This is a genomic window from Micromonospora sp. NBC_00330 (assembly GCF_036136635.1).
Classification (GTDB): Bacteria; Actinomycetota; Actinomycetes; order Mycobacteriales; family Micromonosporaceae; genus Micromonospora; species Micromonospora salmantinae.
Genome location: NZ_CP108012.1, coordinates 2,928,519 through 2,941,631, shown reverse-complemented (window position 1 = coordinate 2,941,631; position 13,113 = coordinate 2,928,519). Strand labels below are relative to the sequence as shown.

Here is a 13,113-nt window from a genome sequence, read left to right as displayed (position 1 = left end):
CCAACCGCCACGGGGACCACGACCCACCTGCCGACGGCGTACCGTCGCCCGATGCGGATCACCCGATTCACGCACGCCTGCGTCCGCGTCGAGCACGACGGCGGGGTGCTGGTCGTCGACCCGGGGACGTGGAGCGAGCCGCGGGCCCTGGTCGGCGCGGACGCCGTCCTGGTCACCCACGAGCACACCGACCACATAGACGTGTTGCGGCTCGCCGGTCTCGGTGTCCCCGTGTACGCGCCGGAGGGCGCCCGACTGCCGGATCTCGCCCCGCTGCCGGTGACCCGGGTCCGTGCGAGCGAGCGGTTCACGGCGGCCGGCATTGCGGTCAGCGCGCACGGCGGCCGGCACGCCGCGATCCACGAGGGGCTGCCCGACTGCCCGAACCTCGGCTACCTGATCGGCGGCGAGGTCTACCACCCGGGCGACGCCCTGCACGTGCCGGACGAGCCGGTGCGCACCCTGCTCGTCCCGGCCCAGGGGTCCTGGCTGCGCCTCGACGAGGCGATCCGCTTCGCACGCGCCGTGGGCGCGGCGGCGGCGTACCCGATCCACGACGCGCAGCTCAACGACCGCGGCCTGGCCAGTGTCGCGGGTTGGTTCGCCGAGACGATCCCCGGCTACCGTCACCTGCTGCCCGGCGACACCGCCTGACCCCTGTCGTCGCCCGCCGCAGCGGTGCGGAAACGGGGCGCGGCGGCGGTGAGCACCGCAGCGGTCGTCGGGGCGGACCACCCCTCGGTCAGCTCCGTCACGAGGTCGGCGACCAGCCGGGTCACGGCCGGCCCGCCACCCGGGTGCAGCGCCTCGGCGACGATCAGCACCGACGAGGTGCCCGCCCGCACTGCCGACCAGCCACTCTGCCGGTTCGTCCACCGTCGGGCGTGTGCCCGCCCGGCGGAGTCGACGAAGGTCACCTCGCCCGGGTCGGGATGCTCGGTGTAGCCCGCGAAACTCAGGTACGCCTCGTCGCCGTGTGCCGGCCGGACCAGAAGGTCGCCGTCGACCCGGTCCAGGTCGAGCGCCGCGACCGGAATGGCGTACGCGGCCGAGATGGCGTTGCAGAGGTCGACGAGCGGGTGCACCCGGGGCAGTTCGCCGTCCAGGCGTAGCCGACGCAGCAGCGCCTCGGCGGCGCACCGGTACCTGGTGGGCCGCAGCCCCATCGCCGCGTACGCCCGCCGCCACGCCTGGATCTCCGGGAACCCGCTCTCGGCCCCACCGGCCAACCGCCGCCGCGCCTCCGCGAGATGAGCGGCAGTGCGTGCCGTCACGTCGACGGTGGCGGTGATCCCGGCGGCCTGCACCACACCGGCGACCAGATCGGGGTATGCATCGCGAAGCCGCGGAGAGTGTTCGAAGTACACGGTGGTCCTATCGTTCGGTGAGGGCGAGGGTCACGCCGAGCGCGACGAACGTGCCGGCGGCGGATCGGCGCAGCCAGTCGGTGACCCGGGGTCGGGTCAGCACCCGGTCGCGTACCCGGGCCGCGAAGATGCCGTAGCCGCTGAACACCACGAAGGTGAGCAGCATGAACACCGCGCCGCAGCCGAGCATCGCCCGGGTCGAGCCGGGTGCCGTGGTGTCCACGAACTGCGGCAGGAACGCGACGAAGAACATCGTCGGCTTCGGGTTGAGCAGGTTGACCAGCACCCCGGAGACGATCACCCGGATCGCCGAGCGGGGTGGGGCGTCGGTGGTCACCGCGAAGGCGTCGCGGTCGCGCGCCATGGTCCAGGCCAGGTAGAGCAGGTAGCCGACGCCGAGGTAACGGACGGTCTCGAACGCCACGGCGCTGGTCTGCATCAGCGCGGCCAGTCCGGTCATCGCGGCCAGCAGGTGCGGCAACGTCCCCAGCGTGCAGGCGAACGCGGCCAGCACCCCGGCCCGCGCACCCCTCGACAGGCCGGCGGAGAGCGTGAAGATCACCCCGGTGCCGGGGGTGACCACCACGATCAGCGTGGTGATCAGGAACGGGATGGTCACGATCGTCCTCCGGCGGAGTTGGCAGGTCTGGCTCCTGCTCACTCTGCTGCCACAATGGTCCGATGGGCAGAGCCAAAGTGACTGCGTCCGAGAGGTCCATATCGGCCGGGTCCGACTTCCTGCACCTGACCATCACCGACGCGACGCCCGGCGGGCGCGCCGACTGGCTGACCGACCGGCTGCGGCAGGCCATCGCCGAGGGGCGGGTGCCGGTCGGTGACCGGCTGCCTCCGACCCGGGTGCTCGCCGCCGACCTCGGTGTCTCCCGGGGCGTGGTCACCGAGGCGTACCAGCGACTGACCGAGGAGGGGCACATCGCCGGTAGGGGCCGGGCCGGCACTGTGGTCGTCGCCGCGCCGGCCGCACCCACGCCCACAGCGGCCGCCGTGCCAGCGCCGGTCACGACCTTCCCGCCGGCACCGGGCACCGACATCTTCGACGCGGTACGCGCGGCGCACGCGACAATCGACCTGACGCCCGGCGTACCCGATCTTGCCGCCTTCCCCCGCGCGGACTGGCTGCGCGCCGAACGGAGCGTGCTGCGCCGCCTCGCCGCGGCCGACCTCGGCTACGGCGACCCCTGTGGCACGCCCGTGCTGCGACAGGCCGTCGCCGCCTGGCTGGCCCGCAACCGCGGCATCAGCGTCGACCCCGCCGAGGTGATCATCGTGGCCGGCGTCTCCCAGGCGCTCGGGCTGCTCGCCCAGGCACTCACCGCCGCCGGCGTCGACCGGATCGCCGTCGAGGACCCGGGCTCGCTCGGGGTGCGACAGCACCTGAACAACTGGCGGATGGACACCCCGCCGATCAGCGTCGACGACGCCGGGCTGCGGGTCGACGAGTTGACCGCCAGCGGCGTACCGGCAGTGATGCTCACCCCCGCGCACCAGTTCCCGACCGGCGTGGTGCTCGACGGTGACCGCCGCCGCCACCTCGTCGCCTGGGCGCGGGCCGGCGGTCTGATCATCGAGGACGACTACGACGCCGAGCACCGCTACGACCGTCCTCCGGTGCCGGCGCTGCGTGGTCTGCTGCCCGAGCAGGTCTGCTACGCCGGCAGCGTCTCCAAACTGCTCGCCCCCGCCCTGCGGGTCGGCTGGCTGCTCGTGCCGCCGCGGCTGCGCGAGGCCGTGGTGGCCGCCAAACGCAACGCCGACCTGGGCAACGCCGTGCTACCGCAACTGGTGCTGGCCGAGTTGATGACCTCCGGCGCCTTCGAGCGGCACCTGCGGCTGCTGCGCCGGCGACACATCCGCCGGCGGGACGCCATGATCGCCGCGCTGGCCCGCGCGCTGCCGTCGGCGACGGTGCACGGCGCCGCCGCCGGTCTGCACCTGATGATCACGCTGGACGACGCGGTGGTCGACACCGAGCTGGCGGCGGCGACACTGGCGCGCGGGGTGAAGGTGCAACCGCTGTCCTGGCACTGCCAGCGGCCGTACCGGCCCGGCCTCGTGCTCGGCTACGCGGCCCGTACGCCCACCGAGATCGAGGACGGCGTCGCCGCTGTCGCCGCCGCGCTCGGGTCCTAGGACCGTCCGTCCACCGTGCTCGCCGGCGTATCCTTCGCCGGTGGGACTGCGGTTCGAGACGCGCGGGTCCGACTCGCCATGGGTCGACACCGTGTGGACCTGCACGAGCGAGCAGGTCACCGCGATGACGTCAGTGGCAGGGGTGCGCTGGGGCCTGGTGTTCTGGGAGCAGGCTGGCCGGACGTACGCGAGCATCACCGGTCCCGAGACCCGCACCGGTACGGCGCCGGTGCCGGAGGGCGCGACCTTCACCGGCATCGAGTTCGCCGTGGGCACCTCGCTGCGGACCGTGCCCACGGCGACGCTGGTCGACGGCGGCATCGAGCTTCCCGACACCACGCGCCGGACCTTCCGGCTGGACGGCGCGCGCTGGGAGACGCCCGGCCCCGACGACGCCGAGGCCCTGGTGGACAGCCTCGTCCGGGCCGGGACCGTGATCCGTGACCCGCTCGTCGCCGAGCTGCTGCGAGGCCACCGTCCGGCCGTCTCGGCGCGTACCGTCGAACGCCGGTTCCGCGCCGCGACCGGGCTGACGCGCGGCGCGATCCGGCAGATCGAGCGGGCCCGCGCGGCGGCGGAGCTGCTGGCTACCGGAGACCCGGCCGCCGACGTGGTCGCCAAGCTCGACTACTTCGACGAGCCGCACCTGGCCCGGGCACTGCGCTGCTACCTCGGACGCACCGTCCGGCAGCTACGCGAGGGCACCGGCGGCGCCATCGCCCTCGACCTGGATCAGCGCCTGACGTCGTAGATCACCTTGAGGATCCCGTTCGGGTAGCTCTCCGACTCCCGCAGCGTCAGCATGTGCTTGTCGCGGTCGGCCCGGCCGAACAGGCTCTTGCCGGCACCGAGCAGCACGGGGAAGACCAGCAGGTTGTACTGGTCGATCAGCCCCTCATCGGACAGCCGTCGGGCCAGCTCCGCGCTGCCGTGGATGAAGATCGCTCCGCCCTCGCTCTGCTTGAGCGCGGCGACGTCAGCGGTCGAGCGCAGGATCGTCGTCGGCCCCCACCCGTCGACGAGCGCGTCGTCGGACAGCGTGCTCGACACCACGTACTTGGGCAGCTCCTTGTAGTCGGCATGGTCCTCCGAACCGGGCCAGACCGGCGCGAACGCCTCGTAGCTGCGACGGCCGAACATCAACGCCGTCGTGTCGGCGAGCTCCTCGCCCTTCAGCGACCAGGCCTCTGGGACGAACTCGAGGTCCTTGAACACCCAACCGCCGCTGCGGTGCTCCTCACCAGGCCCGCCGCCGGGCGAGTCCACGACGCCGTCGAGCGACATGAAACCGGTGTAGACCAGGTTGCGCATTGCGGTGTCTCCTCATGCTCGGAAGCGGGCTGCCGGGTCCAGGCTAGATCGCTGTCGCTGCGCTGTCTTGGACGGAAACGACAGCCGGTGGTGCCGTGATCGGGCCCCGGGCCGCGTCGGGCGGATGAGCCCGCTCAGCCCAGGAACAGCTGGACGAGGACCAGCACGGCGAGCAGCGCCGGCCCCCGTGACCCCTGACGCATCAGGTCGACCGGGATCATTCCGAACGGCGTGTTGACAGTCGCGCCGCCGTAGTCGATAGGTGGGCGGGTGCCGGCCCGGAACGCGGCGGCCACCACCCCCAGCGCCAGCGTCGGCGCCAGCCAGGCCGGCCCCGGATCGACTGTCGGCAGGGTCAGCAACCACCACACGCCCGCGCCGACAGCCGGCACCACCACGTGGATCCCGCGCAACAGGTTGTCGCTGCCACCGAGCGCCCGGCGCAGCCCGGGTGAGCGGCTGACCGACCGCAGACCGCCGGTCAGCCGGTTGGCGGCGAGGTACGCGAACACCACCTGCGTGGCCCCGGCCAACCCGGGCAGGGCGAGCGCGGCAGCGTACTGCACCCCGATCAGCGCCGCCCAGATCAGCACGGCGCTCGGGTGGCGGCGCAACCGGCGGACGTCGGCCTGGAGCAGCGCCCACCAGCCGGGGCCGGGCCGGAACCGGCGGCTGCGAACCCGGCCGATCCGGCGCCAGCGGCGGCTCTCCACCAGGCCGGCGAGCAGGCTCGGATCCAGCAGGATCGTGGCCGTGGCGGCGGCGTTGGCGAACTGCGCGCCGGTGGTCAGGGTGGCCCGGTCGACCCGGGGCAGCGCGCGTACCGCGAGGATCATGCCCACGCCCGCGAGGGGCACCGCGGCGGCGAACAGCGCGACGGTCGGCGTCGTCGCCGGCCGGGACAGCCCGTCGCCGAGACGGCCGACGAGCACCACCAGGGCGGTGATCACGGCCGCCGCCACCATCGGCGCCGCCCCGACCACCGTCGGCCAGCGTCGCCCCGACCGGCTGCTCTGGGCGACGACGCTGAGCGCCAGCGCCGCCGCACCCCACCCCGCGCCGGCTGCCGCCGCCCAGCCCAGGGCGGACGGTTCACTGACCCCACCGAGCGCCGCCACCGCCACTCCCAGCGCCGCGGTGCCGGCCGCCGCGCCCAGCAGCAACAGGACGAAACGGGGCGCGAGCCAGGCCCGCCGGTCGATGGGCGCGCTGGTCGCCCAGCTCTGCGTCGCCGGGGTCACCAGCAGCGGGCCGAGCGCGCGCAGACCACGCCAGGCGAGCCCCGCGCCGGCCAGCAGCGCGGCGACCGCCAGCCACCACCGCACGCCCGGCTCGGCCTGACCCACCGTGGGGGAGTCCAGCAGATCGCGGCTGGCGCTGATCGCGAACCAGCCGTACATGCCCACGAACAGGACCATGACGTACGCGTCGCCGAGCACGTCGCCGAGGGAATGGTCGTGGTGCCGGCTGCGGGCCTTGCGCAGGTGCGTTCGCACCTGCCGGGCGGTCGGCACCCCGACCGGCGCGTCGGCGATCGTGGCCGGCGCGGCGGTCACTTGCCGATCTCGATGCGCTCGTCGACCACCGCGTCGATCAGCTCCGGGTCGTGCGAGGCCAACAGCACGGCAGTGCCCGCCGCCCGTTCCCGCAGGAGCCGGTCGGCGAGCCACTGGCGCCCGCGGACGTCCAGCCGCTGCTCGGGCTCGTCCAGGATCAGCACCCGGCGAGGCCGGACGAAACAGGACGCCAGCGCCAGCCGGCGGCGCTGCCCGCTGGACAGCGTCACCGGCAGTTGGTCGCGGGCCGGCTCCAGACCCAGCTCGGCGAGGACCTCCTCGACCGGCTCGGCGTCACCCCCGTGGGCGTACGCGACCAGCTCCAGGTGCTCGACCACCGACAGGTCGGGGAAGAAGTCGATGTCGTCCAGAGCGGCCGCCACCAGCGCCCGCACCTGAGGATCGGTCTCGTCGGCCCGGCGGCCCTGCACCAGCACCTCACCCGCGTCCGGCCGGTCGGCGCCGACGACACAGCGCAGCAGAGTCGTCTTGCCACTGCCATTGGGGCCCAGCACCACAGCGATCCGGCCCGCCGGGAGCGTGAAGCTCACCTCGTCGAGCACGACCAGGTTGCCGAAGTTGCGACTGAGTCCCCGTACCGAGAGCGCGTCCACGATCACAGAGTCTCCCAGAGCCACGCCACCGACCAACCCGAGCGACCTACGTCACCCGGCTGTCGGCGTCGTCCTCCAGTCGGGCGTCGGCGGCGGCCAACCCCTGGGCGTCGGCGACCTCCTCGGCCACCGCAGCCGCGTCCGCCCAGTGCCGCCGCGCGTCGGCCTGGTCGCCCAGCGCGGCGCAGGCGTCACCCAGGTAGAGCAGGGTACGCGCCAGCCCGGCGGTCGGCCGGCTCTCCTCGCGCAGCCGGCGGCTCTCGGCCAGCAGCTCGTACGCCGTCCGCGCCTGCCCCGGGGTGCTGCTCAGCAGCGTCGCCCCGGCGTTGAGCAGCGCCGTCGCCCGGCTGGTCGGGTCGTTTACCGACTCGTACTCCCGCAGCGCGGCCCGCCACGCCTGGGCGGCGTCCAGGTGCTCACCGAGCGCCGCGTGCACCAGCACCAGGTTCGTCAGCGCCGCCGCGTACCCGCGCGCGTCGCCCACCGACCGGAACGTGTTGGCCGCTCGGACCAGGTGGTGGTGCGCGGTGTCCGGTTCGCCCCGGGCCAGTTGGGCCGCGCCCAGGCCCAGCTCGGTGAGGGCGTGCCCGGCCCGGTCGGCGCCGGAGCGGTGTCGACGGGACATCTCCAGGTGCTCCACCGCGTCGTCGAGCTGCCCCAGGTCGAGCAGGGCCAGGCCGAGGTTCATCCGCGCCTGGGCGTTGCCCCGCCGCCCCCGCTCGTTGACCGCCAGGGTGAGCGCGGCCGCCGCCCCCTGCGGGTCGTGCCGGCGTCGACGCAGCACCCCCAGTTCGTTGTGCGCCCACCCGGCGATCTCCGGACGGTCGTCGGCGGTCGGGGTGGCCAGCACGGTGCGGCAGACCTGCTCCCACTCGTCGAGCCGCTCGGCGTACGCCAGCCACCCACACAGCGCCACTGCCAACCGGAACCACCACCGGCGGACCCGGCGAGGCAGAGTCTCCTTCGCGCCGGCCGGCACCCGCACCACCGCCAGCAGCAGCTCCTGGTGCAGGTCGAACCAGCCGTACGGGTCGTCGTCCAGCGGCAGCGACCACTCCCGGTCCCCCGGGGAGCCGAGCACCGCCAGGTTGGCCGCGTGCCGTTCGGCCCGGCGGGCCAGGTGCCGGGTCAGCCGGGCCTGCGCGGCGACCCGGGCCCGGACCGGATCCGCGTCCCGCAGGTGCAGTCGGGCGCTGCCGGCCAGCAGCGGGCGGATCTCGTAGCGGTCGCCGGGGGCGCCGACCACGAACGCCGCAGCGGCCAACCGGTCGAGCAGTGCGGTCACCAGCTCGGGGTGCCGCCCGGCCAGCGCGGCGATGGTGGGCCGGTCCACCGGGGCGGGGACCAGCGACATCAGCCGGTACAACCGTCGGGCCTGGCGGGGCAACACCCGGTACGCGATGTCCCGTTCGGTGACCAGGCGGGCCGCCGGTGAGATGGCGAGCCGCTGGTGCGGTGGCGTCTGCACCGCGCGGCGCAGCGCGTCCAGCACGTCGGAGTGCCGCCAGCCGTGCTGAGCGGTGCGGTAACCGAGCGCGCGGACCGTACGCGGTTGCCGCCCGCACAGGTCGACGATCTCGCCTACCGCCGGATCGGTGCGCGGGTCGGCGCGACGGACCCGGGCGGCGGGCGCGGCCCCGCCCGCCGTCGCGAACAGCTCCACCGCCTCGGACGTGCCCGGCTCGGCGATCCAGTGCGCGACCACACCCTCCAGACCGACCAGCGCCGGACCACCGGCGAGCAGCAGGCGGCAGGTGCGCGCGGTGGGCGGCAACAGTGGCCGGACCTGGTCGGGACGGTCGACGTTGTCCAGCACCAGCACGATCTTGCGACCGTCGAGCTGACCGCGCAGCGCGTCGGCGGCGGCGGCGAGCGCGTCCGGTCGGCCGGAGGTCGGCGGGGCGGTGCCCAGGATCCGGGCCAGCGCGGTGAGCACCTGCCGGGCCGAGCGGGGTCGGCCGCGCCGCCGCAGGTCCAGGTAGTACTGCCCGTCGGGGAAATCCTCCCGGCACTCGTTCGCGGCCTGCACCGCGCACGCGGAGGTGCCCACCGCGCGTCGGCCCAGAACCGCCACCGCGTGCTCCCGGGCGAGCAGACCGACCAGCGCGTCGACGTGCTCCTCACGACCGGTGAACTCGGCCGTGTAGGGCAGATTGGGCGCCCCGGCGGCGGGGGTGGTGAGCACCTCCGTCGGCTCGGGGTCGACGTCCCGGCCAGCCCGGCGGCGGCGCACCTCGTAGACCACGTAACCGACGACGCCGCCGGAGGCCAGGACGATGGTCACCGGCCCGAGCACGCTGGCCGCCAGCTCGGAGAGGACGTTGCCGGCCAGGTTGCTGGCCACGTTGGCGAGGACGCTGCCGACCACGCCGCCGATCGCGATCAGCGCCGGCCAACGTGAGCCGCCACGCGAACCACCCGGCCCGGTCACCGCACACCCCCGGAGACGAGCCCGGCGACCAGGTGCCGCCGCGAGAGGACCACCAGCACCACCGGCAGCACCGAGGCGAGCACCGAGCTGGCGGCCAGCGCCCCACTGTTGCTCACGAAGCTGCGGGTCTGCTCGGCCAGGAACGGCCCGAGCGGCGACGACCCCGGCCCACCGAACAGCCGCCCCACCACCAGGTCGTTCCAGACCTGGACGAACTCCAGCACGGAGACCGCCACCACCGCCGACAGGTTGTGCCGGGCCAACCGGCGCAGGGTGTGCCACCACCGGCGCCCGCCCAACCGGGCGTCGCGGACCTGCTCCACCGGCAGGTCGGCGAACGCGTTGCGCAGCACCAGCACCGCGAACGGCACGCCCAGCGCGATGTGCACCAGGGCCAGGCCCTGGGCCGTGCCGGAGGAGAGCACCAGGCCCAGCACCTCGTTGACCGGCCCGGCGATGACCTGGATCGGCACGACGCTGGCCGCCAGCAGCAGCAGCCCGGTGGCCTGCGCGGCCGGCCCGGTCAACCAGGCCAACGGGTACGCGGCCAGCAGCGCGACCACCAGCACAGTGGCGGTCACCGCGGTGGCCAGCAGCAGGGTGAAGCCCAGCGTGCGCCACAGTTCGGTGCCGGTGACCAGGTCGCGGTAGGACTCGCCGTTCGGCGGCGCCGACCACCAGCCGCGCGCGGCGGCGTCCACCCGACCGTGCGCCGACGTGGCGACCAGCACCGCCAGCGGCACCAGCCAGGCGATCGCGGCACCCGCCGCGAGCAGCCGGAACACCCGCCGGGGCGGGGCGACCGGGGCGGGATCCGGCGCCGCCTCGACGCGCGGCGGGGGCCAGGCCTGCCGGACGAAGAGCGCGGCCACCATGATCCCGCCGATCACCGCCACCAGCCACACCACGCCGAGCGCGGCGCCGTCGCCGGTGGTGGTGCCCCCGGACGTCTGCCAGATCCGCAGCGCCAGCACCGAGGCCTCGTCGCGGACCGAACCGGGGGTCATCACCAGGATGAGGTCGAACGTGCGGCTGGTGCCGACCGCCACCAACGCGAAGACCACAGCGGTCGTGCGCAGCAGCAGTGGCCGCCATTGCGCGTCCCACAGCACGTGGCGACGCGTACCGCCGTAGGCGCGGACCGCGTCGGCGAGGCTCGGCGGCACCGCGTCCAGCGCGGACCGGAAGACCAGCACCGCCAACCCGACCCAGGCCCAGACGAACGCCGACATCAACGCGACGGTGACCATCCCCGGCCCGAGCAACTGCGGGGCGTCCTCGACCGAGCGGCCGGCCAGTCGGGTCGCGACCAGTGTGGCCAGCCCCCGGCTCGGGTCCGGGTCGTACATCAGCCGGAAGGTGACCCCGGTGACGACCAGCGGCAACGCCACCGGCACCAGGAGGATCAACCGGACCAGGCCGCCCTCCTGGGAGCGGCGGGACGCGGCGGCGAGCAGATAGCCCAGTGCCGTCACCACCGCCGGCACCAGCAGCGCCCAGAGGACCGTTCGGCCGACCACCGCGCCGGTGCCCGGTGCGGCGAGGGCGGTCCGGAAGTGCGCCGCGCCGACCCAGCGACCGTCGGTGGTGACGCTGGCGTGCATGGTCCGCAGCACCGGCCACAGCACCAGCCCGCCGAGCAGCACCGCGGCCGGCAGCAGCAGGGCCGACGTGGCCCCCGCCGCCGGGTAGGCCCGACCCCGCCGGGCCGGACCGACGTCGTCGAGGACCGCCAGTTCGCCGAGGACGCGCACCTGGCTCATCGGCCGCCCCCCGCGCTGCGGGCCGCCGCGGCGAGCAGGCTGGTGGCCCGGCGGATCGCCTCGCTGGCGCGGACCCCGTCGGTGACGTCGGCGAAGAAGCCCTGCATGATCCGCCAGATGCCGACCCCGTCCGAGCCGGTGAACGCCCCGCGCAGTTGGTCGGAAAGGTCGAAACGCAGGGTGCCGGGGGCCCGCATCTCCGTGGCGAGTTGCTTGCCGACGCCGTCGGTGTAGCTGGTGATCGAGACATTGGTGTTGGGCGACAGGTAACCGCCTTGGCGTAGCCACGGCTGGAACGAGTCGGCCCTGGCGAGCCATTCGACCAGTTCGACCCCGCCCTGGGCGTCGGCGAACGCCACCGCCGCGTCCCCACCGACGATCAGAGGACCGCCGCCCGGCTGGGCGCCCGGGAACCGGAACGTGGCAGGTGCCTCCGGGCCGCGTCGGAACGGACGGACGACGTCGGCGGTGAAGTCGGCTCCGAGAAGCATCACCGCCCGTCGGGTGTGCACCACCTGGATCACCGACTCCTCGTACTGGGTGAGCAGGGCACGACGGCCGCCGCCGACAAACGCACCGTCGATGCTCCACAGCCCGGCGAGGCGGTCCAGGGCGTCGCGTACCGGCTTGTCCCGCCAGTCGGCGCCCTGTTGGGCGAGGGCGTAGTAGCTGTCGGGTGCCATGTCGGCCAGGACGTTCTCGAACCAGTCGGTCAGCACCCAGCCGTCCGCGGCGCCGATGGCCAGGGGCACCGGGCCGCCGTCGCGTCGAGCGCGCGCGGCGAGCTCCCTGGTCCGCTGGAGCAGTTCGTCCCAGGTGGTCGGCGGCGCGGGCAGCATCGAGGGCAGGTGCCAGACCAGCGACTTGTGCGCCGCCTTGACCCACACGCCGTAGCGTTCGCTCTCGGTCATCAGCAGATCGCTCAGCTCGACGCGCACGGCGTAGTCGGTGGACGGGCGCACCGGGCTCAGCCAGCCGCGCTGGGCGTACTCCGTGACCAGGCCGGGGCGCGGCAGGATCGCCACGTCCGGGCTGGTGCCGGCCAGGTGTCGGGCGCGCAGGAACGCGTCGATGTCGTTGCCGGCGCTGATCACCTGCACCGGGGCGGGGTAGCCGGCGACGACCTCGCGGAACCGGTCCAGTTCACTGGTGCTCCAGACCACGGCGACCTGCACCGACCGGGTTCCGCCGGAGCAGCCGGCGGCCAGGGCGGTGGCGCCCGCGGCGGCGGCGCGCAGCAGAGTGCGGCGACTCACCGGGGCGGCCGACCTCATCGGGCCGCCTCGCTCGGCTCGGTGACCAGCTCGTGGCGTACCGGTATCTCGGCCAGGGTGGCCGGGTCGGCGGTGCAGACCAGCACCGCCACTCCGGGGGCGTCCGGCGGCGAGAGGCGAGGCATCAGGTCACCGAGGCGGCTGTCGCCCGCCGAACCGGCCGGCAGGTCCACCACCAGCACCTCGGGCAGGCAGGCCGCCGCTCGGGCGAGCGCCACCCGGAACCGCTGGGCGTCGGAGATCTGGTGCGGCAGCAGGGCGAGGGAGAGCGCCAACTCGAGCCGGTCGACCACCGTGGCCGTCCAGTCGTCGGCCACCTCGTGCACCCGTTCGCGTTTGCGTTGGCCGTACTCGATGTTGCGCCGCACCGTGAGCTGCGGCAGCAGCGCGCCACCGGCGGGCACGTAGCCGATCTGCCGGCGGGGCGGCGGCAGGCTGGTGACGTCCCGGTCGCCGACGAGGACACGACCGGTCACCGGCGGGGCCAGCCCGGCCAGCACCCGGGCGACCGCCGTGCCGAACCGGGGCGGCGCCACCAGGGCGGCGAGTGTGCCGGCGGGAACGTCGAGGGTCACCGGCCCCGTGCCGGGGACGGCGACCAGTGCGCGTAGCCGTAACGTGACCCTCACCTCCGGTGACCATTGAC

General features: G+C 74.4%; 12 protein-coding genes. 3 read left to right on the top strand and 9 right to left on the bottom strand.

The window, feature by feature from the left end; all coding sequences use genetic code 11:
* The first annotated feature begins 51 nt into the window (after nt 1-51).
* Entirely contained in the window at nt 52-654 is a 603-nt protein-coding gene (locus OG598_RS13205) for an MBL fold metallo-hydrolase (protein ID WP_328654700.1), read from the top strand.
* On the opposite strand, the gene OG598_RS13200 is transcribed toward OG598_RS13205, so the two are convergent.
* Both OG598_RS13200 and OG598_RS13195 read right to left on the bottom strand, forming a co-directional pair.
* A complete protein-coding gene (locus OG598_RS13200; RefSeq protein WP_328654699.1) occupies nt 627-1,367 on the bottom strand; it encodes a B3/B4 domain-containing protein in 741 nt (246 codons plus the stop codon). The two genes, OG598_RS13205 and OG598_RS13200, sit on opposite strands and share 28 nt — an antisense overlap.
* Nucleotides 1,368-1,374: 7 nt before the next feature.
* On the bottom strand, nt 1,375-1,986 hold the full coding sequence (locus OG598_RS13195; protein WP_328654698.1) for a LysE family translocator: 612 nt from the start codon (nt 1,984-1,986) through the stop codon (nt 1,375-1,377).
* A 62-nt stretch (nt 1,987-2,048) separates the two neighbouring features.
* Between OG598_RS13195 and pdxR the strand changes: the two genes are divergently transcribed.
* A complete protein-coding gene (gene pdxR / locus OG598_RS13190) occupies nt 2,049-3,518 on the top strand; it encodes a MocR-like pyridoxine biosynthesis transcription factor PdxR (RefSeq protein ID WP_328654697.1) in 1,470 nt (489 codons plus the stop codon).
* A 40-nt stretch (nt 3,519-3,558) separates the two neighbouring features.
* Complete coding sequence (locus OG598_RS13185; RefSeq protein ID WP_328654696.1) at nt 3,559-4,269, top strand: helix-turn-helix domain-containing protein; 711 nt, start codon at nt 3,559-3,561, stop codon at nt 4,267-4,269.
* Here the strand turns inward: OG598_RS13185 and OG598_RS13180 are convergent.
* The 7 genes from OG598_RS13180 to OG598_RS13150 form a co-directional block, all read right to left on the bottom strand.
* Nucleotides 4,251-4,829, bottom strand: a complete 579-nt coding sequence (locus OG598_RS13180) for a dihydrofolate reductase family protein (RefSeq protein WP_328654695.1) — start codon at nt 4,827-4,829, stop codon at nt 4,251-4,253. The two genes, OG598_RS13185 and OG598_RS13180, sit on opposite strands and share 19 nt — an antisense overlap.
* Nucleotides 4,830-4,963: 134 nt before the next feature.
* Nucleotides 4,964-6,385, bottom strand: a complete 1,422-nt coding sequence (locus OG598_RS13175; protein ID WP_328654694.1) for a DUF6297 family protein — start codon at nt 6,383-6,385, stop codon at nt 4,964-4,966.
* Nucleotides 6,382-7,005 carry an ABC transporter ATP-binding protein gene (locus OG598_RS13170; RefSeq protein ID WP_112602474.1) on the bottom strand — a complete coding sequence of 208 codons (624 nt, stop codon included), beginning with the start codon at nt 7,003-7,005 and terminating at the stop codon, nt 6,382-6,384. Before OG598_RS13170 ends, OG598_RS13175 begins: the two co-directional genes overlap by 4 nt.
* 40 nt (nt 7,006-7,045) lie before the next feature.
* The gene (locus tag OG598_RS13165; protein ID WP_328654693.1) at nt 7,046-9,430 is read right to left on the bottom strand and encodes a tetratricopeptide repeat protein; all 2,385 of its coding nucleotides are present in this window, start codon (nt 9,428-9,430) and stop codon (nt 7,046-7,048) included.
* Nucleotides 9,427-11,193, bottom strand: coding sequence for an ABC transporter permease (locus tag OG598_RS13160; protein ID WP_328654692.1), 1,767 nt, complete (start codon nt 11,191-11,193; stop codon nt 9,427-9,429). The genes OG598_RS13165 and OG598_RS13160 overlap by 4 nt, the downstream gene beginning before the upstream one ends.
* The gene (locus tag OG598_RS13155; protein ID WP_328654691.1) at nt 11,190-12,467 is read right to left on the bottom strand and encodes an extracellular solute-binding protein; all 1,278 of its coding nucleotides are present in this window, start codon (nt 12,465-12,467) and stop codon (nt 11,190-11,192) included. Before OG598_RS13155 ends, OG598_RS13160 begins: the two co-directional genes overlap by 4 nt.
* Nucleotides 12,464-13,096: an ATP-binding cassette domain-containing protein gene (locus tag OG598_RS13150; protein ID WP_328654690.1), complete on the bottom strand. Its 633-nt coding sequence runs from the start codon at nt 13,094-13,096 to the stop codon at nt 12,464-12,466. Before OG598_RS13150 ends, OG598_RS13155 begins: the two co-directional genes overlap by 4 nt.
* Nucleotides 13,097-13,113 lie beyond the last annotated feature (17 nt).